The organism is Pseudomonas sp. 43A (genome assembly GCF_013363935.1).
GTDB lineage: Bacteria > Pseudomonadota > Gammaproteobacteria > Pseudomonadales > Pseudomonadaceae > Aquipseudomonas > Aquipseudomonas crudilactis.
This window is the reverse complement of record NZ_CP054880.1, coordinates 3,793,138-3,815,795: the sequence shown is the minus strand read 5'-3', so window position 1 is coordinate 3,815,795 and position 22,658 is coordinate 3,793,138. Positions and strand designations below refer to the sequence as shown.

Genomic DNA, 22,658 nt, shown 5'->3' with positions numbered 1-22,658 from the left:
AATCACCATGTCTGTCTCTACGACCCATGCCCCCTTTGACGAGCTGCTGCTCACGAGGGAAACGCCTGTACAACGTCGCCGAGTGCGCGCTGCCTGGCTGTTTCTGACGCCAATGCTGGTCTGCCTGGCCCTGGTGGCTGCGTGGCCGCTGCTGCGCACATTCTGGTTCAGCCTGACCGACGCCAGCCTAGCGGACACCGGTAGCGCAACCTTCATAGGCTTGAGCAATTATCTGTTGTTCAGCGATTCCGGATGGTCGGGCATCCTCGTCGATCCGCAGTGGTGGAATGCAGTGCGCAACACGTTGTATTTCACGGTGGTCTCGGTGGGACTGGAGGTCGTGCTGGGGCTGTTGGTGGCGTTGCTGCTGAACATCAAGTTCACCGGCCGTTCTCTGGTGCGAGCGTTGATTCTGATTCCGTGGGCGATTCCGACGATTGTCTCGGCGAAGATCTGGTCTTGGATGCTCAACGACCAGTTCGGCATCATCAATCACCTGATGCTCAGCCTCGGGCTGATTGACGCCCCCCTGGCCTGGACGGCGGATGCGGACCTGTCGATGTGGGCGGTGATCATCGTTGATGTCTGGAAAACCGTGCCCTTCGTCACGCTGCTGATGCTGGCGGCCTTACAGATGTTGCCGAGCGATTGCTACGAAGCGGCCCGGGTCGATGGCATTCATCCGCTGAACGTATTCTGGCGTGTCACGCTGCCACTGTTGATGCCTGCACTGCTGGTCGCGGCGATCTTCCGCATTCTTGATTCCCTGCGGGTATTCGACGTCATCTATGTGCTGACCTCGAACTCGTCGAGCACCATGAGCATGTCGGTGTATGCCCGCCAGCACTTGGTGGAGTTCCAGGATGTCGGTTACGGCAGCGCGGCGTCGACGCTGTTGTTTCTGGTGGTCGCGGTGATCGCCATGCTTTATCTCTACCTCGGACGCCGTCAACTGGAGGTCCGCGCATGAGCCCGCGTCTGCTGAAAAAAGCGCTGTTGCGCCTCGGCTTCTGGTGCCTGATCGGGGTATTGCTGCTGTATGCGGTTTTCCCTTTCTACTACGCCATCGTGACCTCGCTGAAGCCCTCCAGCGCCTTGTTCGAGGTGAGTTACTGGATCGAACATCCTGACTTCTCCAATTACGCGGCGGTCCTCCACCAGGCCTCATTCCTGCGGGCGATCGGTAATTCGCTGGTGGTTGCGCTGTGCGTGGTGACACTGGCGCTGTTCCTCAGCCTGACCGCTGCCTATGCCTTGGGCCGAGTGAAGTTCCGTGGGCGTGGCACGGTGTTGATGATGGTCCTTGGCGTGTCGATGTTTCCTCAAGTCGCGGTGCTGTCGGGACTGTTCGAAGTGATCCGCGCCTTGGGCCTGTACAACACGTCGTGGGCGTTGATCCTCAGCTACACGATTTTCACTCTGCCCTTCACCGTCTGGGTGCTGACCACGTTCATGGGACAACTGCCCCATGAACTGGAGGAAGCGGCAATCATGGATGGTGCGTCCCCTTGGGTAACGCTGACCCGCGTGCTGTTGCCGCTGCTCTGGCCCGCACTGGTCACCACTGGCTTGCTAGCCTTCATCGCCGCGTGGAACGAGTTTCTGTTTGCCTTGACGTTCACCCTCACCGACAGCCAACGCACGGTACCGGTTGCCATCGCCTTGATTTCCGGCGGCAGCCCCCATGAGTTGCCTTGGGGCTTGTTGATGGCTGCCTCGGTGCTGGTCACCGTCCCACTGGTGATTCTGGTGCTGATCTTCCAGCGCCGAATCGTTTCCGGTCTCACTGCCGGCGCGTTAAAGGGTTGATGCCCAATAAAGACAAGGAACCGCATCGTGATGAAATTGAAACTGGACAACGTGAACAAACAATTGGGCGGCGTGCGGATTCTTCGCGACATCAGCCTGGAGATTGCGGCGGGTGAATTCGTGGTCTTCGTCGGTCCTTCGGGATGCGGAAAGTCGACGCTGCTGCGACTGATCGCCGGACTGGACTCGATCTGTGCCGGCGACCTGCTGATCGACGGGCGCCGGGTCAACGACCTGGAACCGCGCGAGCGTGGCGTCGGCATGGTGTTTCAGTCCTATGCGCTGTACCCACACATGAGCGTCTACGACAACATCAGTTTTGGCCTCAAACTGGCCAAGACTGAAAAGAGCAGCCTGCGCGAGCGGGTGCTGAAAACTGCGCAAATCCTGCAATTGGACAAACTGCTGCAACGCAAACCAAAAGAACTGTCTGGGGGGCAGCGTCAGCGTGTAGCCATGGGTAGAGCCATGGCGCGGGAGCCGGACATTCTGTTGTTCGATGAGCCGCTGTCCAACCTGGATGCCTCCTTGCGGGTGCAGATGCGCAATGAAGTCGCCCGACTGCATGACCGATTGGGCTCGACCATGATCTACGTCACTCACGATCAGGTGGAAGCGATGACCTTGGCCGACAAAATTGTCGTGCTCAATGGCGGCCATATTGAGCAAGTCGGTTCACCGCGCGAACTCTATGAGCGGCCGGCCAGTCGCTTTGTCGCCGGTTTTCTCGGTTCGCCGAAAATGAATTTCCTGCCGGCACGCCTGCATGCGCCGGGCGAAACCAGCCTGGTCGATACTCCGGTTTTGGCGATGACCGCCCTGCCCTTCGACAGCTCGAACCTGGCGGCGGACGCCTCGCTGAGCCTGGGCGTTCGCCCGGAACACCTGTCGCTCAAGACAGCACAGGGAACGGCTGGCGTCGTCGTCACCGGGGTCGAATATCTGGGCAGTGAAACCTATGTGCATCTGGATACCGGGCAGGACGAGCCGCTGATCTGTCGTTGTGAAGTCAACGCCGGATGGCAGACAGGCGATCGGGTCGAACTGCAACTGGACATCGACAAGATCCACCTGTTCGACAGCGACGGCACGGCATTGAAGCGCCACCCGCACGCCATTGAATCCGCGCAGGATGACCTCTCTTTGCGCTCAATCCGAGCACACGCCCTATGACTTTGTCTTTGAATACCCCGAGCGATCCTATGTCTTCGACCCTTGACCTTGCGCAGCGCGCCCTGGCAGACAGCCAGTCTCGCGTCATCGAGGATTATCGACCCGGTTATCATATTGCCCCGCCGGCAGGCTGGATGAACGACCCGAACGGGGTCGTGTACTTCCGTGGCGAGTACCACGTTTTCTATCAGCATCACCCCTTCGACGCGAAATGGGGGCCGATGTATTGGGGCCACGCCAAGAGTGCAGATCTGGTGCACTGGCAGCACCTGCCCATTGCACTGGCCCCCGGCGATGACTGCGACCGCGACGGCTGTTTTTCCGGTAGCGCCGTGGTCTGTGGCGATACCCTCGCCCTGATCTACACCGGACACACTTGGCTGGGCGAAGTGGGTGACGAGCGCTTGATCCGCCAGGTCCAGTGCCTGGCAACCAGCAACGATGGAATCCGTTTCATCAAGCATGGCGCCGTCATCGACAGCGCGCCGCAAGACAGCATCATGCACTTCCGTGACCCCAAGGTCTGGCAGGCGGATGACCATTGGTACCTGATTGCCGGCGCACGTCTGGGCGACAGGCCGCTGCTGCCGTTGTACCGGTCCACGGATCTGCACGTCTGGGAATTCCTCGACTATGTGTCCGCCGGCAGCGAGGGCGATGGCTATATGTGGGAATGCCCGGACCTATTTCGCCTGAATGGACGCGACGTGCTGCTGTACTCACCACAAGGCATGCAAGCCGACGGTTATGACCGGCTCAACAAGTACCAGACCGGTTATCGAGTGGGCCATCTCGACAACCAGTGGCAGTTCACGGGCGGGCCTTTTATCGAGCTGGATAACGGCCACGATTTCTATGCGGCGCAAACCCTGGTGGCCGCCGATGGTCGGCGCCTCCTATGGGCATGGCTGGACATGTGGGAAAGCCCGATGCCGAGCCAGGCCCACCACTGGTGCGGCATGCTCGGATTACCCCGCGAACTGGAACTGAGCGCCGATCGTCTTTGCGTGTATCCGGCACGGGAACTCAGCGCGCTGCGAATGACGCTATTGCCGGGGACGCCGTGGTGGGAAGCGTCGGGAACCCGCTGGGTGCCGGAGGTAAGCGGCGACATGCTGGAAGTCCATGTGCATCTGGATCTACTCGGCTGCACTGACGGCCATTTAGGAGTCGCCTTGCGCTGCAGCGACGATGGCCGTGAAGAAACCCTGCTCTATTACGATGCGTCACTGCAGCGCCTGGTGCTTGACCGCAGCCGCTCGGGTGCGCAAGTCACAGGCCAGCGCAGCGTCTCGATAGACCCGACACAAGAGCGACTCGAGCTGCGCGTGTTCCTCGATCGCTCATCCATCGAGGTGTTCGACGAAAACGGCCGCTTCAGCCTCAGCAGTCGTCTCTATCCGCGCTCCGACAGTCTGGGCGTGAAGCTGCTGGCAAGCGGGAGTGGTGGACGTGTCTCGATTACCAGAGCATGGCCGTTCGGTTCTGCATGGTCATGAACGGCGTCATTCGGGTCGCGAGAAGCCCGGGCCCTGTGTCATGATTCTGCGTCAACCTGACTGGCCGCACTTCGCATGACTTCAGTGAAAGACGTTGCACAGCTGGCCGGCGTGTCCCTGATGACGGTGTCTCGAGCGCTCAATACTCCGGAAAAACTGAGCCCCGAAACCCTCCTACGGGTGCGTCGTGCCATTGATGAACTGCAATTCGTACCCAGCCTGTCAGCGCGCAAGATGCGCGGTGACAACCTGCAGTCGCGCACCATCGGCGTGTTCGCGCTGGACACCGCGACCACGCCCTTCGCGGTCGAGCTGCTGCTGTCCATTGAACAGACCGCGCAGCAAGCCGGCTGGAATGTCTTTATCCTCAACCTGCTCAGCAACCCGCCCACCGACCAGAACATCGACCTGATGCTGTCGCACCGTCCGGACGGCTTGATCTTCAGCGCCATGGGGTTTCGCCAGGTCAGCATTCCCGAGCGCTTGAAGAGCAAGCCTCTGGTGCTCGCCAATTGTCTGGCAGATGACAGCGACCTCGTCAGCTATGTGCCCGACGACGAAATGGGCCAGTATCGCGCCGTACACCACGCGTTGAGCCTCGGCTACCAGCGTCCTCTGTGTATCAATCTGCCGAAACAGAGTCTGGCATGGGGGCTGCGACAAAAAGGCCTGCAGCGTGCCTGTCAGGCATTCGGACTGGCGCCGGACACGCTCCTGCAATACGACCTTTCCGATCATGACGCCTATGGTGAAACAGCCGCCATCCTCGACCGGCATGTCATTGATGGTCGCCCCCAATTCGATATTCTGATCTGTGGCAACGACCGTATCGCCTTTTGTGCCTATCAGCTGTTGTTGGGGCGTGGCCTGAAAATTCCCGACGATGTCGCCGTCCTCGGCTACGACAACATGATCGGCATTGCCGAGTTGTTCATCCCGCCGCTGACCACGGTGCAATTGCCGTACTACGAAATTGGGCGTAAGGCTGCACGGCATCTGATCGAGACCCTGGAGCTATCGGGAACTCAGCGAGTTGACTGTCCATTGGTGGTCAGGACATCACTGTAAGAGTGGGTCAGCTCGCTGAGAGCACGCTTTTGATTTTTCGAGTTGAATCAGAAATCCACCGTCGCTGAAAGCAGATAAGTTCTCGGTGTCGACAACGTCAGCCCCGGTTCACTGTCATCCGAAGCGCCTGCTGAACTCCAGTAGCGTTTATCCAGCACATTCTCGACGTTGGCGCGCAGGGTGATGGTTTTCTCATCGACTTTGAAGGCGTATCGCGTGCCCACATCGAAGCGCTCCCAAGCGTCGATCTCCTTCTCGTTCGACTGATCCAGATACTGCGAGCTGGAATAAATGCCGCGCCCGGTCAAGGTCAGGCCCTGCACCGTCGGCACGTCCCACTCGGCGCCGAGATTGACGTTGTATTTCGGCGTCGCCGGCGCGCGATTGCCGTCGAACGTGCCGTTGGTGGTGTGGGTCAGCTCGCTGTCGATGTACATCACGCCGCCGAGCAACCGAAGGCCTTTGAGCGGTTCGCCAAACATGCTCAGCTCCACGCCGTTGTTCTGTCGTTTGCCGTTCGGGCCGAAGACCCGGGTCGTGGCGTTGGTTTCATAGGCGGGTTGCTTGATCCTGAATACTGCTGCCGTTAAAGCATACGAACCGGCGTCGTACTTGGCACCGATCTCGACCTGACGGCTGATAAACGGCGGGAAGATTTCGTCTTCGTTCACTGACGTTGACGGCGCGATCTTGCCCTGGCTCAGGCCTTCCATGTAGTTGGCGTAGAGCGACAGCTTGTCAGTCGCCTTGAACAGAATGCCGCCCGAGGGCGAGACCTTTTCTTCGTCGTAAGCCGTGTCGCCTTTGACGTCATCGCTCCAGTCATCGACTTTCACTCGTTGCCAGCGAGCGCCGAGGGTCAGCAGCAATCGATCATCGAAAAAGCCCAGCGTGTCGGATAACGCCACGCCGCTGAAGCGGTTTTCCGTGTAGACCTTGGCGTCGTAGCGCGTCGGTGTGCCGGGTTTCGCCGTTTCCACCGGGTCATACAGGTTGCTGCGCCCTGAGGCGTAACGCGCGCCGCCGTTCTCGAAATCCATGTAGAAGTAGCTGGCCGCGAGGTTGACCTCATGGCTCACTGACCCGGTATGGAACCAGTTGCGCACACCTGCCGTGGCGGTACGGACATTCTCGTCGCGGGTGAAATCACGCGGTTGAACGCTGAAATCACCGGCATCGTTGGTGACGGAAACGGCGTGGCGCAAGAAGTCATGATTACTTTTGCGCGCGCCGACGCCGCCGTACAGCATCACCGAATCATTGACGTCGAACTCGGCGTTGAACGTGCCGAAGGTGTCCTCGGTTTTCGCCTGAGTCCACGGTTGCGCGTAGTTGCGATGCACCTTGTTCGCGCTCGGAACCTTGGCATTGGCCGCGACTTGCACGCGCTCCTGCGGCGCGTCGGTATCGCGTTCGGTGTGGCCGATATCGGTCGAAAGTCGCAAGCGCTCACCGCGAAAATCCAGGCCGAGCACGGCCATGTCGCGGTCGACACTTTGATGATCCCACTCGGTATCACCGGACTGCTTGACGCCGTTGAAACGCAAGCCGAACTGATTGTCCTCACCGAACCGCCGGCCGACATCCACCGCGCCGCCGACCTGATTGTTCGACGCATAGTTGGCCGTCAGCGAGGTGATCGGTTTGTCGGTGGCACGCTTGGGCACCACGTTGATGCCCCCGCCCACGCTACCCCGTGGCGAGATGCCGTTGATGAGTTGGCTCGGGCCTTTGAGAATGTCGACGCGATCGGCCATTTCCATGTCGATCGTGTAAGTCGGCAAAACACCGTAGAGGCCGTTATAGGCCACGTCGCTGTTGAACAGACTGAAACCACGGATGGTGAATTGCTCGTAACGACCACCGGCCGGATTGGTCGCGCGCACCGACGGGTCGCTGGCAATCAGATCGCCCAGCGTACGGGCCTGTTGGTTTTTCACCGTCTCGCTGGTGTAGGTGGTCATGCTGAACGGGGTTTCCATGAAGTCTTTCGACCCCAGCAAACCCTGCGAGCCGCGCCGCGCAACCTGGCCTCCGGCAAAGACATCAGCGCCTGTCGAATCGCTGGCGCCGAGGATCGACGTCGGCGCCAGTTGCAGGCTTCCGGCCTCCGCTGCGAGCACCAGGGTGTAAGCGTGCTCACCCACCGGTTGCAGTTGCAAACCAGAGCCCAGCAACAACCGGGTAAAACCCTCTTCCACACCAAACTCGCCGGACAAACCATTGCTGCTGCGCCCGCTGACCAACGCCGGGTCGACTGACAGATTGACCCCGGCCAACCCGGCAAAGCGCGTCAACGCCGCACTCAGACTCCCGCCGGGTACCTGATAACTACGCCGGGCGTCTTCGGCCCAGCTCGACTGGATCAACACCGGGCTGGCACTCAGGCTCAGCAGGAGGCTCAACTGCAACAACGGACGCAAACGACTTGGGAATACTGCGGGCATTGGAAGAAGCTCTCGATTTTGTTCACTTACCTGCAATGACCGGTGAGGCGAAAAAAAGGGACAGGCTTCAGACGATATTTTTTCGCGGCGCCAGCGTTACCCAGAAACGCGTGCGCGAATGAACCTCCAATGGCAGGCTCGCCGCCAGCAGCGCCAGCACTTTATCGGTGTCGTCGAGACGGAAACTGCCGGTGACACGCAGACTTTCAAGTGCTGGCTCCCAGCGCAGAAGCCCCGAGCGATAACGGCTCAACTCGCGCAGGAAATCCCCCAACGGTTGGTTTTGCGCCATCAACACACCGTCACGCCAACCCGGCATTTGGGCGTCGAACAGCGCGATCGGTCCGGCGCCGGAGGCCTGCAAATTGATCTGTTGCCCGGCGCTCAACTGCAGCTCCGGGCCGTGCAACGGCTGCAATTGCACCGAGCCGCTGACCACCGACACGTTGCACTCACGCTCGTTGAGGCGCACGCAGACTTCGCTGCGGCTGACAATGATCCGACCGTACGGTGCGCTGACCGTCAATGCCGTGCTACCCGGAACGTTGAGCGCCATTTCGCCGCGCACAAGCGTCAACTGACGGTTGGCCAGATCAACGTTCACCGCACTGGCGGTGTTCAGTTGCAAGGTGCTGCCGTCGGCCAACCGTGTTCGCGTGTGCTCGCCGGTGGAAGTCTGCAAATCCGCGCGCCAGACGTCGAGCGGCAACTGGCGACTGATCAACCACGCCGTAGGCACCAAAGCCGCCAGCCCCAGCGCCCTTTTCAACGCTGCACGCCGCGCCAGATTCGGGCGATCAAGTGTGGCCATGGCCAATTCTGTCGGCAGACTGGAAAAGCGCTGACGCAACAATTGAATCTTCTGCCAAGCGTTTTCATGGCGGCTATCGCTGTTGCGCCAGGTCTTCAGTCGCACGTGATCGGCTTCACTGGCCTCGCCGGATTCGAGCAATGCCAACCACTGTGCGGCGGCACGCGCCACTTCACGCGCTTCGGTGTCGGGTGCGACGCGCATCATAGATTCAGCATCAAATAATGCTCGTAAGCCATTGCCATGTAACGTTTTATACTGCGTTCAGAAACCTGCAAACGTTCGGCGATTTCACGGTAACCGAGGCCTTCGAGCTGACTCAAGAGAAAGGCACGACGCACCGCTCGCGGCAAACCATCGAGCAGCTCATCCAGCGCTTGCAGGGTTTCCAGCAGCAGCCAACGTTGCTCGGGCGACGGCACGCATTCTTCGGGCAACTGCGCGAGGGCTTCGAGATAGGCCTTTTCCAGGCTGCGGCGGGTGTAGAAATTGCTCAGCAGGCGTTTGCCCACGGTCAGCAAATACGCGCGCGGTTCACGCATGTCGGCAATCGGCTGAGCGCTGCACAGCACGCGCAAGAACGTGTCCTGGCTCAGGTCCGCCGCATCCCAGGCATTGCCCATGCGCCGGCGCAGCCAGGTTTCCAGCCAGCCTCGGTGATCGCGATACAGTTCGTGCAGGTGCTGCGGCGATGGCGTCGCTGCTTCAGTCATCTCAAGAGTCCTGCGCGAAGTCAGTTTCAAATGAGAGTGATTCTATTTAACTTCAGCGCCGAGACAAAGCCTTTTTAACCGCGACGGCATTCATGAGCGCTTCAAGGTCTCGCTCGGCAACTCCTTGAACAACGCCCGGTAACTGCTGGAAAACCTTCCCAAATGCCAGAACGACCAGTGCATCGCGACCTCGGCCACGGTGGTCTCCGTCGGCCGGCGCTTGAGCAATTCACGGTGTGCGCTGTTCAACCGGCGCAGGCGCAGCCAGTGACTCGGGGTCATCCCGGTGTAGGCCTTGAATGCCTGCTGCAATTGGCGCAACGGCACGCCTGCCACGTGTGACAGCTCAAGCAGATTGACGGTGTCTTCCGGCGAATCCGCCGCCCACTCCCCCACCCGTTTCATGATCATCCGCTCTTCGCTACGCCGCTGTAATCCGCCGCGATCGAGGCTGGTGTGAGCGTTGTCGAGGATGAACAGGCAGTCTTCAAGTAGCTGCTGCGTCAGCGACTCTTTATCAAGCAGATCAATAGGTTGCGACAACTTCGTGAGAGTTGAGCTTAACCAGCGACTGAACAAAGCGTTCTGTCCGCAATTGAGTTGCGTCATGAACAACCCTTCGAGTTTCGCCACATTCAGACCGTGCTGACGGACAAACTCCGGACCGAACACCACGGCGATTTCCTGGTAGTTCTCCGGGGTGATCCAGATGTTGCGGCTCTCTTCATTGAGCAGATACAGCGCGTTGTCGCTGCGATCGAAACAGAACGCCAAAGCACCCGATGGCGCGCTGAAGTTCTGCTCGACGCGGGTGTTCATCTGCTCTTCGTAGACCTCGACACCCTGCAGATCCAGATAGCGGATCTGCCCGGCGAAATGGCCCGGCGACATCTGTTGGTAATGCTGGACCCAGCCCGGTGTGGCGCGGACTTGCTCGGCCACATCGGCGGTGTTGAACGCTTGAACCTGGAGCGAATTGCACGTTGTCATGGGGTGACCTTGCGCACTCTTTTGGTGCGCTTTGGTGCTGCTTAAAGTGGATAGATGGAACTGCAAGGCTCGCCCAAGATAGTCGTCAACGCGCCACAGGGGAAGGGGCGGAAGATGAAACCCGCCCTCCCCGGCGTCTATAAAACCAATAACGAGGTCTTTATGAATGCCCCTTTCGATCAGCTGTTCACGTGGCTGAAAGATCACAAGATTACCGAAGTCGAATGTGTGGTCAGCGACCTGACCGGCATTGCCCGCGGCAAGATCGCACCGACCAACAAGTTCCTGCATGAGCGAGGCATGCGCCTGCCGGAAAGTGTGCTGCTGCAAACGGTAACCGGGGATTTTGTCGACGACGACATCTACTACGACCTGCTCGATCCTGCCGATATCGACATGGTCTGCAAGCCAGTGGCTGACGCGGTCTACGTGATTCCATGGGCGATCGAGCCGACCGCCATCGTCATCCACGACACCTTCGACAAGTTCGGCAACCCGATCGAACTGTCGCCGCGCAACGTGTTGAAGAAAGTCTTGCAGCTGTACACCGACAAAGGCTGGAAGCCGATTGTGGCGCCGGAAATGGAGTTCTACCTGACCCAACGCTGCGAAGACCCGGACTTGCCACTGAAGGCACCGCTCGGCCGCTCGGGCCGTGCTGAAAGCGGTCGGCAGTCGTTCTCCATCGACGCCGCCAACGAATTCGATCCGTTATTCGAAGACGTCTACGACTGGTGCGAACTGCAAGGCCTGGACCTCGACACGCTGATCCACGAAGACGGCCCGGCGCAGATGGAAATCAACTTCCGTCATGGCGACGCACTGGATCTGGCCGACCAGATCACCGTGTTCAAGCGCACCATGCGTGAGGCAGCGCTCAAGCACAACGTTGCGGCGACCTTCATGGCCAAGCCGATCGGCGATGAGCCGGGCAGCGCCATGCACATTCACCAGAGCGTGGTAGACATTGCCACGGGCAAACCGATCTTTGCTAACGCTGACGGGCAGATGAGCGAACTGTTTCTGCACTACATCGGCGGTTTGCAGAAATACATCCCGAAAGTGCTGCCGATGTTCGCGCCGAACGTCAACTCGTTCCGCCGCTTCCTGCCGGACACCTCAGCACCGGTCAACGTCGAATGGGGCGAAGAAAACCGCACCGTCGGCCTGCGTGTGCCAACCTCCAGCCCGGAAGCCATGCGCGTAGAAAACCGTCTGCCGGGCGCCGATGCCAACCCGTACCTGGCAATCGCCGCGAGCCTGCTCTGCGGTTACATCGGCATGGTTGAAGGCATCGAACCGAGCGCTGCGGTCCATGGCCGTGCTTACGAGCGCCGCAACCTGCGTCTGCCGATCACCATCGAAGAAGCGCTGACGCAGATGGAAGAGTGCGAGGCCGTTGCGCAATACCTGGGCGACAAATTCGTCCGTGGCTATGTCGCGGTGAAGCGTGCCGAGCATGAAAACTTCAAGCGCGTGATCAGCTCGTGGGAGCGTGAGTTCCTGATGCTCAGCGTCTGAAACACAACACTTACCCCTGTGGGAGCGAGCTTGCTCGCGAAAGCGGTCATTCAGTCACAACTGATGTCGCCTGACACTCCGCCTTCGCGAGCAAGCTCGCTCCCACAAGGAAAAGTACCCACCTGAAAAATCCAACAATTCCAAGAGGTGTCGAAATGCGTCTGTTGAAATCCGTACTCCCGGTCGCCCTGAGCGTGCTGTTCAGCGCCGTAGCGCACGCCCAACCCCAGGTCAGCGTCTACAACTGGACCGACTACATCGGTGAAACCACCCTCGCCGACTTCCAGACTAAAACCGGGATCAAGGTGATCTACGACGTTTTCGACTCCAACGAAACCCTCGAAGGCAAACTTCTCGCTGGCCGCACCGGCTACGACGTGGTGGTGCCGTCCAACCACTTCCTCGCCCGTCAGGTGAAGGCCGGCGCGTTCCTCAAACTGGATCGCTCGCAACTGCCGAACTTCAAGAACCTCGACCCGAAACTGCTCGAACTGCTGGAGAAAAACGATCCGGGCAACGAACACTCGGTGCCATACCTGTGGGGCACCAATGGCATCGGCTACAACGTCGACAAGGTCAAGCAAGTGCTGGGCATCGACCACATCGATTCCTGGGCCGTGCTGTTCGAACCCGAGAACCTGAAAAAACTCACCCAGTGCGGCGTGTCGATGATGGACTCCGCCGACGAAGTCTTCCCGGCGATGCTCAATTACATGGGCCTGGACCCGCGCAGCGAAAACCCGGAAGACTATAAAAAGGCTGAAGCGAAACTGCTCAGCATCCGTCCGTACATCACCTATTTCCATTCCTCGAAATACGTGTCGGATCTGGCCAACGGTGACATCTGCGTGGCCTTCGGTTACTCCGGCGACGTATTCCAGGCCGCCAACCGCGCCAAGGAAGCCAAGAACGGCGTGAACATCGCTTACGCCATTCCGAAGGAAGGCGCCAACCTCTGGTTTGATCTGTTGGCCATCCCCGCCGATGCGAGCAACACCAAAGAAGCCCACGCCTTCATCAATTACCTGCTCGATCCGCAAGTGATCGCCAAAGTCAGCGCTTCGGTGGGTTACGCCAACCCGAACCCGGCCGCCAAGCAGTTCATGGATTCGGAACTGGTCAACAACCCAGAGGTTTACCCACCTCAAGCCGTGCTCGATAAACTCTACATTTCTACCACCCCGCCCCAGGCGATCATGCGTCTGATGACCCGCTCCTGGAGCAAAGTGAAGTCGAACAAATGAATCAGTACACCCAGGAACACGCTCGCTCCTACTACGCTGCTTCGGCGCGGGCGACCACACCTTATCCGGTATTGGACGCTGACCTGACCGCCGATGTCTGCGTGATCGGCGGCGGGTTCACCGGGGTCAACACCGCCATCGAGCTGGCTCAGCGCGGATTGTCGGTGGTGTTGATCGAAGCCCGGCGCATCGGCTGGGGCGCCAGCGGGCGCAACGGCGGTCAGTTGATTCGCGGGATCGGTCATAAAGTTGAAGGCTTCGCCAAATATGTCGGCCAGGAAGGCGTGCGTTATTTGCAGCGCGCCGGCATTGATTCGGTGGAACTGGTGCGTCAGCGCATCGGCGACAACGGCATCGAGTGTGATCTGCGCTGGGGCTTCTGCGATCTGGCCAATACCCCGGCGCAGTTCGCGGCCTTCAAGGATGAGCTGGTCGACCTCGCCGAACTCGGTTATGCCCACGAAACCCGTCTGATCGGCCCGGAGCAGATCCGCCAGCAAGTGGTGAATTCCGACATCTATGCCGGCGGACTGGTCGACATGGGTTCCGGGCACCTGCACCCGCTGGATCTGGTGCAGGGCGAAGCGCGACTGGCGGCGTCACTCGGCGTGCGAATTTTCGAGCAGAGTGAAGTGCTGGAAATCATCCACGGTCCGACCGTTCAGGTGCGTTGCGCCAAGGGCTCAGTGCGTGCCGGCAGTCTGGTGCTCGGCTGCAACGCGCATCTGGACGACCTCGAACAACAACTCAGTGGCAAAGTCCTGCCCGCCGGCAGTTACATCATCGCCACTGAACCGTTGTCCGAAGAACGCGCCGCGCAACTGATCACGCACAATCTGGCGGTGTGCGACCAGAAAGTCGGCCTCGATTACTACCGGATCTCGGCGGACCGGCGCCTGCTGTTCGGCGGTGCCTGCCACTATTCCGGGCGTGATCCGGCGGACATCGCCGCTTACATGCGCCCGAAGATGCTCAAGGTCTTCCCGCAACTGGCCGACGTGCGCATCGATTACCAGTGGGGCGGGAAGATTGGCATCACCGCCAACCGCTTTCCGCAGGTCGGCCGGCTCAAACAGCACCCGAACGTGCTCTACGCGCAGGGTTATTCCGGCCATGGCCTGAACGTCACGCACTGGTGCGCGAAACTGCTCGGCGAGGCGATTCATGCCGGTCACAGCCAAGGCATGGACGTGTTCAGCGGCGTGCCGCATATGACCTTCCCCGGCGGCCCGGCCTTGCGCTCGCCACTGCTGGCACTGGGGATGTTCTGGTATCGCCTGCGGCAGCTCCTACAGGGGTACCGCGGTGCATGCGCTATTCACATTTGCTCTATCGCCAAGCACTTCTATATTGATGAGGTGCTTTTGCGTTCCTGACGCTCAGTGCCCATTCAATCGAGGAGACATGGATGAAGTCGTCAGCCACCGACGAGCCGCGAGCGCCAGGCCAAGCCCCAGTCAAAACCCGCCGTTTCGGCATTTCACTCGTCTGGATTGTGCCGATTGTGGCGGTGCTCGTGGGCATCTCGCTGGTGGTGCACAACGTGATGCAGGAAGGGCCGACGATCATTGTCAACTTCAAGACAGGCAGCGGCCTGACGGCGAACAAGACCGAGGTCAAATACCGCAACGTGGTCATCGGTCAGGTCACGGACGTCGAGTTGAGTGGCGACCAGAAAAGCGTCGACGCCACCATCAAACTGTCCAAACAGGCGGAAACCTTCACGCGCGAAGATTCACAGTTCTGGGTGGTGCGCCCACGCATTGGCGCCGGCGGGGTTTCGGGCATCGACACCCTGCTTTCCGGTGACTACATCGGCGCCGACGTCGGCCAGTCCAATGGCCGCGCAAAGAACTTCAAGGGTCTGGAAAATCCGCCGCCGATCACCTATGGCGAACCCGGCAAGCGCTTCATGCTGCACGCGCCGGACCTCGGTTCACTGGACATCGGTTCACCGGTCTATTACCGCAAGATTCCGGTCGGCCAGGTCGTCACCTACGCCCTCAACCCCGAAGGCAAAGGGGTGGATATCGAGGTGTTCATTCACGCGCCGAACGACGCGTTCGTCACTGAAAATACCCGCTTCTGGAATGCCAGCGGCATCGACATCAATGTCGGTGCCAACGGCTTTGCCGTGAAGACCGAATCGCTGTCGACGATGCTGGTGGGCGGTATTGCATTCCGTGCTCCGGATTACAGTCCCAACGATGTGGCCGCCGCTGACGACAAGGATTTCGAACTGTTCGCCGACCAGCAGAGTGCCCTCGCGCCGCCGAACGGCAAGGCGCAATACATGGTGCTGCGATTCGACCAGTCGCTGCGCGGACTCAAGGTCGATGCGCCGGTCGAGTTCCTCGGTATGGAAATCGGCCGGGTCGTGGGCATCAACCTCGATTTCGACGCAAAAAAACGCACCTTCCCGCTTAATGTCGGCATCGTCATTTACCCGCAACGTCTCGGTCAGGCCTACAAAAAGATGCTCACCGAATTCAAGCACGACCCCAACGACGAAGCCGCCGGCATCCGCTTGCTGGGCACCTTCGTCGATAATGGCCTGCGTGCCCAGGCCCGCAGTGGCAACCTGCTGACCGGCCAGTTGTACGTGGCACTGGACTTCTTTCCGAAAGCGGAGAAAGTCGCGTTCGACCCGAGCGCTCGCCCGGTCGTTCTACCGACCGTGCCCGGCAGCCTCGAACAGTTGCAGGAAAAACTCGAAGCCGTGGTCGACAAGCTCAACAAGTTGCCAGTGGATCGCATCGCCAACAACCTCGACAGCAATCTGATCGAGCTGCGCAAAGGCCTGACCCAGTTCAACGCCAAGACCCTGCCGGGCGTGCAGAGCACCCTCGCCGATGTCAGCAAGACCTTGCAGTCCGCTAGCTCGACCCTGGCCGAAGATTCGCCACAACGCGAGAAACTCACGGAAACCCTCGACGAACTCGGGCGCATGTCGCGCTCGCTGCGTGAGCTGTCGGATTACCTGGGCCGACATCCGGAATCGCTGATTCGCGGTCGTCCCGATAACGCCGCGCCGCTGGATCTGAAAGGGCCACCACGCAATTGAGCACAGGAGCTACCGCAATGGCTTTACCGCTGAAGATCACCGTGCTCGCTGCCGTGTTGCTGTTGGGCGCCTGCCGCAGCGACCCGATCAGCTTTCACACCCTGACCCCGGTGCAACTGAGTAACAAGGGCGGCGGCACGCAGATTCCGATCGAAGCCCTCAGCGTTCCGCCACAGGTCGACCGCGCGCAAATCGTTATCCGCCAAGGCAACAGCGGCCTGGCGATTCTGGAAACCGATTGGTGGGGCGCGACACTTGCCGATGAGCTGCGCGGTGCGCTGAGCGATCAATTGAGCAATACCGGCGGCCAGGGCGCTACCTCGGTACGCATCGAAGTGCAGCGCTTCGATTCGATCCCGGGGCAGTACGCCTTGATCGACGCCAAATGGCGTCTGCGTCCATCAGGGGCGACCGACAGTGGACTGCTGACCTGCCGCTCGACCTTGCAAACACCTTCAGGCCCGAGCATCGATGAGCTGGTGACGGCCCAGCAGAACAACGTCAAACGCCTGGCTGCGGCGATCAGTCAGGCTGCCGGCAATCCGCGCGGCTGCCCGCCCGCGTCCTGAATCAGCGTCACAGTAAAGCGACAGCCATTCGGCTCACGGGTGGTGAGTTTCACCTGCCATTGTTGCTGGCTGCAGATCCGCTGCACCAGTGAAAGCCCCAAGCCGAGCCCTTCGCCGCGCTGTTCGTCACCGCGCACGAAGGGCTGGAACATCGCATGGCGCTGTTCTTCCGGGATACCGATGCCGCTGTCTTCGACCACGAAGCTGTTTTCCTGCAAGGTCAGTCGCACAAAACCGTGGTCGGTGTAATGCCAGGCGTTGCGCAACAGGTTGCCCATCACTGATTGCAGAAAGGTCAAGTTGAAGCGTCCGGCGCCGGCGTGCTGCGGATCGTAGACAAACTCCAGGCCTTTTTCGCGGATCAAGCGGCCCCACACCTCTGTCTGCGCATCGGCAATTTCCTTCAGTGTGCAGGTGGACTGCACGCGGACTTCTTCGGGTTTGCGCGCCAGCATCAGAAAGGTTTCGACCAATTGGCGCATCTCGTGGCTGGCCCGGGCAATCCGGCTGACTTGCGCCGTCGAGCGGGCATCAAGCGACGGATTCGCCAGCAGCAACTCACAGGACGTGCTCAGCACCATCAACGGCGTGCGCAGTTCATGGCTGACATCGCTGGTGAACAGTTTTTCCCGGCTCAAGGTGGCGCGCAGACGTCCCAACGTCTGATCGAACGACAGCGCCAGCTCGCCGACCTCATCAGCGGCGTAATCGGGATGCAACGGCGGCGCCACCTCGATGAGCTGATCGCGGTGGCGCACCTGGCGAGCCAGACGAATCACCGGCGCCATGACCCGTCGCGCCAGCAAGCGGCCCAGAATAATCGCCAGAATCACGCTGAGGATGAACCCGACAATCACCACAATAAACAGCAGATGCTCACGTTGTTCGAGGCTTTCCTGATCCCGCAGCAACACGTATTTGCGCCCGCCAACGGCTTCGACCATGGCGTAGAAAGCGTCACCGTGAAAAGTGATTTCCTGAAAGCCCAAGGGCAGCGCCGCCAGTTGCCGGGTCAGTGCCAACGGCCCCTGGCCGCCCTCGAAAAAAAACAATTCGCCCTTTTCCGGGGCGTGGCTCCAGTGACTGATGTCATCCATTGCCAATAAACGGCGTAGACCTCCGCTTAGCGTGGTGGTGGTCAACTTGCGCTCGACCACGTGCACGGTGGCGACGATCCCCAACGCAAACACACCGGCCACAAGAGCACTCATCAGGGCGAACACGATCACGATCCGTTTTGTCAGGCTTTGCTTGAGATCCATGCGTTCGAACGACTCCTGAGTGTTTATCCGGCTAGCCCGGCGCTATGCCGTTGCGTGACAGCCTGAGCTTCACCGCAACGATGGAGACTTGTTAAGGCCCCTCGATAAACAAAAACAACAATTGAGTTTGTTTATCAAATAGGCGCTTTAGTTTGTCCGAAGTAACTTCTGGCAATTTTTTTCACATGTTCTTCACCGCGCCCCGACGACCTTGAACGTAGTGTTCAGCCAGCATTCAAGTAAACAGTCGTAAAGTTGCTCGCTGCCCAAGCCTTGCGTTGCACTGAATGAACTATCTGGCGTTTTAAGAGGCAACATTGTGGCGCAATTATTTCAGTTGAAACATTTATTCCGCTACCGGCGCACGCCGCGCTTTCGGCTATGGATTGCACTGGTGTGCGTCGTGCTTGTGGCCATTCTGGTCAGCGGGTTTGTCTGGTGGCCACGCTCACCGACCGACCTCGATCATGCCGGACGCAGCACCACCGCTGAATGGATAAAAGCCTGGCGGGCCGGTGAAGTCGTTGCGCTGGTGCGGCACACCGAACGTTGTGACCGCTCAAGCAATACCTGCCTGGGCCCGGCGGATGGCATCACCGAAGTGGGCAGCCGCGCGGCGCAAGCGGTCGGTCAAGGCTTCGTCAGACTGGGCATGCAGCAGGCCGTGGTGTTGAGCAGCCCGCTGACCCGCACGGCGCAAACCGCGCATTACATGTTCGGCCACGACGCCAGCGCCGAAGACTGGCTGGCCACCTGCGGCCCGACACTTCGCGATGACATCGTCGCGCGCAAAGTGGCGCAGCAGAATCTTGTACTGGTCACGCACAGCGGCTGTATCAGTGATTTTGAAAAACAGACCGGTTTTCCTCACGCGATTGCCGCCGAGTATGGCAGTACCTTACTTGTACGAATTGATGACCGGAAACAACTTACAGTGCTGGGCATTATCAATACACCGTTCTGGCAGATATTAGACGTTACACATAAACAATGAAAAAACCGCCAAGGCTTCTAGTGTTTTAAGCCAGATACTATTTATTCGCCCCAAGGCCCAGTCATGACGTCCGATACCCCTCCGTTGCGCCACGCTGCCCGTCATTTGATGCAACCTCCCTCGCCGATCGAACGCTGGGCGATCCCTGGGTTGATCCTGGCGTTTGTGCTGTTTTATCTGTTGCCGCTGATGAGCCACGGTTTGTGGATTCCCGACGAAACCCGTTACGGCCAGATCAGCCAGGAAATGCTGCTGAGCGGCAACTGGGTCGCGCCGCATTTCATGGGCATTCGCTATTTCGAGAAACCGATTGCCGGATACTGGATGATCGCCATCGGCCAGGCGATTTTCGGCGACAACCTGTTCGGTGTGCGCATCGCTTCGGCGGTGAGTACGGGCGTCAGCGTCTGGCTCGCCTATCTGTTGGCACGCAGGCTCTGGAACAACCCGCGGATCAGCGCGGCATGTGCCTTGCTGTACATGAGTTTTGGCCTGATCGCCGGTCAGGCAGGCTACGCCAACCTTGATCCGCAGTTCACCTTGTGGGTCAACCTCAGTCTGGTAGCGGTGTGGTTTGCCATCGACAGCACCACCCCCAAGGCCCGTCTCGGCAGTTGGGCATTGCTCGGCGCCGCTTGTGGAATGGGCCTGATGACCAAAGGCTTTCTGGCCCTGCTGCTGCCGGTGCTGATCGCCCTGCCCTACATGATCTGGCAACGCCGTTTCAGCGAACTGCTGCGCTACGGCCCGGTGGCGATACTGGTGGCCGCATTGGTCAGCGTGCCGTGGGCACTGGCGGTACACGTGCGCGAGCCGGACTTCTGGCGGTTTTTCTTCTGGCATGAACACATCCGCCGTTTCGCCGCTGGCGATGATGCCCAGCATGCACGGCCGTGGTGGTTCTATCTGCCGTTGCTGTTTGCTTCGACGTTGCCATGGGCGCTGTTGTTGCCGTCGACGCTGATTCGTACCTGGCGTGAAAAACGCGAGGCAAAAACCGCGTTTCTGGCGCTGTGGTTTGTGCTGCCGCTGATCTTTTTCAGTCTGAGCAGCGGCAAGCTGCCGACCTACATCATGCCGTGCCTGTTTCCTCTGGCCCTGCTGATGGGCTACACCGTGGTCAACTGGCTGGAGCAGCGCAACACGCAGGTTCTGCGCCTGAACGGCGTGATCAATACCGTAATGGGCAGCGTTGCCCTGATTGCGCTGATCTACCTGCAAGCGAGCAAGGAACTCTACGAAAACACCGAGATGTTCAGCCTGTCGCTGGTGTATATCGTGCTGATCGGCTGGATCATCGCCAATGCCCTGCAAGTCATGCGGCCGCTGACGATGTGGGCCATGCCGGCGCTCGGCATCGGTCTGCTGATCGCCTTGCTGCCCGCCGCAATGCCGGCGCAAATCGTCGACAGCAAGATGCCCGACCAGTTTATTGCCGAGCATCAACAGGCCTTGAGCGAAGCGTCCTCGCTGTTGAGTAATGACCTTGGCGCCGCGTCGGCCTTGGCCTGGCGTCTGAAGCGGCCGCAAGTGGATCTGTTCAATACCGTCGGTGAACTGAAATACGGCCTCGACGATCCGGCCATGGCTGCCCGCAAGGTCGGTCTGGATGATGTCGGCAAATGGATGACCGAAGCGCGCAAAAAAGGCTCGGTGGCGGTGGTGATGCGCGTCAACAGCACCCAGGAAGCGCAGGAAATCGAGCTGTTGCCGGCTGACGGCAAGCATTACCAGCGCGGCAATCTGCAGATCTACATTTTCGCCAAGCGCCAGCCATGACCGCGACGGCCAAAGAACCCAGGGCGTTATGGATTCTGCTGGCGGCGACCGCCCTGATGCTGCTGCTCGGGCTGGGCAGTCGCGAACTCTGGGGCGCGGAAACCCGCTGGGCCAATATCGCTTTGCAGATGCTGCAAAGCGGTGACTACTTCGACCCGTATCTCAAGGGCGATCCGTACTACGACAAGCCTTTGCTGTCGTACTGGCTGATCACCGCAACTTCCTGGCTGACTGGAGGCCTGGGGCCTTGGTCATTGCGCTTGTCGTCGGTCATTTCGGCGTGGTTCAGCGTATGGCTGGTGTACCTGCTGGGCGAGCAATTGTTTCGCAAAGGGACCGGGCTGATTGCCGGATGGATGTTGGCGACCACATTCTATTTCTTCTTCTGGGCGCGGGTCGCGACGGCCGACATCCTCACCGTCTGCGGTGTTCTCGCGGCGGTGTGGTGGTATTGGCGTGACCCTGATGACACCCGGTTCTGGCGCTATGTGGTGTTTTTCGGCCTGTTGGCGCTGACGTCTTTGTTCAAGGGCCTGATCGGTTTCATCCTGCCGGGGCTGCTGCTGTTACCGCATCTTTTGCAAAACGGCCGTTGGAAACGCCATCTCAACCTGCGCCTGTGCGCCGCGCTGCTGATCGCCGGAACGTTCTATGGATTGCCGTTCCTGCTCTCGCATGTCTACGGATCCCCTGACTATCGGCAAAGCGGACTGGAACTGGTGTTGCGGGAAAACGTTGTGCGGTTTTTCCAGCCGTTCGACAACATCGGGCCGATTTACATCTACTTGTTGTATCTGCCGATCTACACCCTGCCATGGGCGCCGTGCTGGCTCATTGCGTTGTGGGTGGCGCTGCGAAACTGGCGGAACATCGAGCCAGACACCCGCTGGCTGATTCAGGGGCTAGGTCTGTTGCTGCTGTTTTTCACTGCCAGCGGTAGTCGACGCAGCTATTACGTGTTGCCACTGGTGCCATTCGCGCAACTGCTCGGTGCGTGGTGGATCACCCGGCGCATGGCCACGCGCAAGCTCGACGGACGCGGTTGGAAAATCGCTTTTGCAATCGCTACGGTCGTGATGGCCGGTGTGCTCGGTGTGCTGTATCCGTGGACCAACAGCGCTGGCGGCGTGATCCGCTTCGGCGCAACCGTGCGCGAGCAGGCCAGCCAACAGGCACCGTTGAATCAGTGGCGCATGGTCATGATCGAGGTCGACAACAAAGTGCCGATGTACCTGCAAACCGGCGGCGCGCCCTTCTACTACGTGGCAGAAACCGCTGATTTTCCACGTGCCGGCACCAGTGCTGCGTTGTTCGCCTGGCTGGAGCGCACTAGCGGTCAGCATTGGGATGCGCAACGCACCATCATCGTCGCGCAATACCGAAATGGCGATTCGCTGCCGCTGGATTATCTGAGCGCAGACCACCGGATCATCACCACCACGCCAACCCGCGGCGAACAGGTGTTCCATGGCCGCGCCGACCAGAGCGTCGCCTACCTGCCCAATCCCTCCTGAACACCTGACGCGGAATGACGCACGGCCACCGCGCGTCACCGAGTCGCTGCTAATCTGAATGGCAATGACATGTATTAACGGTTTGTTTGACGTTTTTTTCTCATTTGCCTCTCTACATTGCCTGCGGCTGAATATCTGCAAATCATTCGCATTGAAGTCTGCCCGCGAATGCCTGCCTATAACGTCTAAAAAATCAGGAGC

The 22,658-nt window shown here is 59.6% G+C and carries 17 protein-coding genes and 1 pseudogene; 13 read left to right on the top strand and 5 right to left on the bottom strand.

Features of this window, described 5'->3' with window-relative positions; translation table 11 throughout:
- Nucleotides 1-7: 7 nt before the first annotated feature.
- The 5 genes from HUW52_RS16740 to HUW52_RS16720 all read left to right on the top strand — a co-directional run bounded on the left by HUW52_RS16740 (nucleotide 8) and on the right by HUW52_RS16720 (nucleotide 5,549).
- Nucleotides 8-970: a carbohydrate ABC transporter permease gene (locus HUW52_RS16740; protein ID WP_026000716.1), complete on the top strand. Its 963-nt coding sequence runs from the start codon at nucleotides 8-10 to the stop codon at nucleotides 968-970.
- Nucleotides 967-1,809 carry a carbohydrate ABC transporter permease gene (locus HUW52_RS16735; RefSeq protein WP_016986707.1) on the top strand — a complete coding sequence of 281 codons (843 nt, stop codon included), beginning with the start codon at nucleotides 967-969 and terminating at the stop codon, nucleotides 1,807-1,809. The genes HUW52_RS16740 and HUW52_RS16735 overlap by 4 nt, the downstream gene beginning before the upstream one ends.
- A 27-nt stretch (nucleotides 1,810-1,836) precedes the next feature.
- Entirely contained in the window at nucleotides 1,837-2,982 is a 1,146-nt protein-coding gene (locus HUW52_RS16730) for an ABC transporter ATP-binding protein (RefSeq protein ID WP_175554297.1), read from the top strand.
- A gap of 29 nt (nucleotides 2,983-3,011) precedes the next feature.
- On the top strand, nucleotides 3,012-4,481 hold the full coding sequence (locus HUW52_RS16725; protein ID WP_371929219.1) for a glycoside hydrolase family 32 protein: 1,470 nt from the start codon (nucleotides 3,012-3,014) through the stop codon (nucleotides 4,479-4,481).
- 75 nt (nucleotides 4,482-4,556) lie between these two features.
- On the top strand, nucleotides 4,557-5,549 hold the full coding sequence (locus HUW52_RS16720; protein ID WP_175554295.1) for a LacI family DNA-binding transcriptional regulator: 993 nt from the start codon (nucleotides 4,557-4,559) through the stop codon (nucleotides 5,547-5,549).
- Between the two features lie 47 nt (nucleotides 5,550-5,596).
- On the opposite strand, the gene HUW52_RS16715 is transcribed toward HUW52_RS16720, so the two are convergent.
- From HUW52_RS16715 to HUW52_RS16700, 4 genes are all read right to left on the bottom strand, one after another.
- Complete coding sequence (locus HUW52_RS16715; protein ID WP_175554294.1) at nucleotides 5,597-7,996, bottom strand: TonB-dependent siderophore receptor; 2,400 nt, start codon at nucleotides 7,994-7,996, stop codon at nucleotides 5,597-5,599.
- A gap of 67 nt (nucleotides 7,997-8,063) precedes the next feature.
- Nucleotides 8,064-9,011: a FecR domain-containing protein gene (locus HUW52_RS16710; RefSeq protein ID WP_175554293.1), complete on the bottom strand. Its 948-nt coding sequence runs from the start codon at nucleotides 9,009-9,011 to the stop codon at nucleotides 8,064-8,066.
- Nucleotides 9,011-9,520: a sigma-70 family RNA polymerase sigma factor gene (locus HUW52_RS16705; RefSeq protein WP_175554292.1), complete on the bottom strand. Its 510-nt coding sequence runs from the start codon at nucleotides 9,518-9,520 to the stop codon at nucleotides 9,011-9,013. The genes HUW52_RS16710 and HUW52_RS16705 overlap by 1 nt, the downstream gene beginning before the upstream one ends.
- A gap of 90 nt (nucleotides 9,521-9,610) precedes the next feature.
- Nucleotides 9,611-10,510 carry a helix-turn-helix domain-containing protein gene (locus tag HUW52_RS16700; protein WP_116256184.1) on the bottom strand — a complete coding sequence of 300 codons (900 nt, stop codon included), beginning with the start codon at nucleotides 10,508-10,510 and terminating at the stop codon, nucleotides 9,611-9,613.
- 162 nt (nucleotides 10,511-10,672) lie between these two features.
- Between HUW52_RS16700 and HUW52_RS16695 the strand changes: the two genes are divergently transcribed.
- From HUW52_RS16695 to HUW52_RS16675, 5 genes and pseudogenes are all read left to right on the top strand, one after another.
- Entirely contained in the window at nucleotides 10,673-12,031 is a 1,359-nt protein-coding gene (locus HUW52_RS16695) for a glutamine synthetase family protein (protein WP_016984752.1), read from the top strand.
- Between the two features lie 155 nt (nucleotides 12,032-12,186).
- A complete protein-coding gene (locus tag HUW52_RS16690; protein WP_175554291.1) occupies nucleotides 12,187-13,275 on the top strand; it encodes a polyamine ABC transporter substrate-binding protein in 1,089 nt (362 codons plus the stop codon).
- Nucleotides 13,272-14,567: pseudogene (locus HUW52_RS16685) on the top strand (NAD(P)/FAD-dependent oxidoreductase); the annotation flags it as partial. The gene HUW52_RS16690 and the pseudogene HUW52_RS16685, both read left to right, overlap by 4 nt.
- Before the next feature lie 116 nt (nucleotides 14,568-14,683).
- A complete protein-coding gene (locus HUW52_RS16680) occupies nucleotides 14,684-16,339 on the top strand; it encodes an intermembrane transport protein PqiB (protein ID WP_016985299.1) in 1,656 nt (551 codons plus the stop codon).
- A gap of 17 nt (nucleotides 16,340-16,356) precedes the next feature.
- Nucleotides 16,357-16,908 (top strand): membrane integrity-associated transporter subunit PqiC, encoded by a 552-nt coding sequence (locus tag HUW52_RS16675; RefSeq protein ID WP_175554290.1) that lies wholly within the window; start codon nucleotides 16,357-16,359, stop codon nucleotides 16,906-16,908.
- Here HUW52_RS16675 and HUW52_RS16670 read toward each other — a convergent pair.
- Nucleotides 16,866-18,170 carry a HAMP domain-containing sensor histidine kinase gene (locus HUW52_RS16670; RefSeq protein ID WP_099759119.1) on the bottom strand — a complete coding sequence of 435 codons (1,305 nt, stop codon included), beginning with the start codon at nucleotides 18,168-18,170 and terminating at the stop codon, nucleotides 16,866-16,868. The genes HUW52_RS16675 and HUW52_RS16670 overlap by 43 nt on opposite strands.
- 319 nt (nucleotides 18,171-18,489) lie before the next feature.
- Here HUW52_RS16670 and HUW52_RS16665 point away from each other — a divergent pair, with 319 nt between their 5' ends.
- The 3 genes from HUW52_RS16665 (at nucleotide 18,490) to HUW52_RS16655 (ending at nucleotide 22,457) form a co-directional block, all read left to right on the top strand.
- Nucleotides 18,490-19,164, top strand: coding sequence for a histidine phosphatase family protein (locus HUW52_RS16665; RefSeq protein WP_256667848.1), 675 nt, complete (start codon nucleotides 18,490-18,492; stop codon nucleotides 19,162-19,164).
- Between the two features lie 63 nt (nucleotides 19,165-19,227).
- Nucleotides 19,228-20,943: a lipid IV(A) 4-amino-4-deoxy-L-arabinosyltransferase gene (gene arnT, locus HUW52_RS16660; protein WP_175554289.1), complete on the top strand. Its 1,716-nt coding sequence runs from the start codon at nucleotides 19,228-19,230 to the stop codon at nucleotides 20,941-20,943.
- Nucleotides 20,940-22,457, top strand: coding sequence for a glycosyltransferase family 39 protein (locus tag HUW52_RS16655; RefSeq protein WP_175554288.1), 1,518 nt, complete (start codon nucleotides 20,940-20,942; stop codon nucleotides 22,455-22,457). Before arnT ends, HUW52_RS16655 begins: the two co-directional genes overlap by 4 nt.
- Nucleotides 22,458-22,658: the final 201 nt, after the last annotated feature.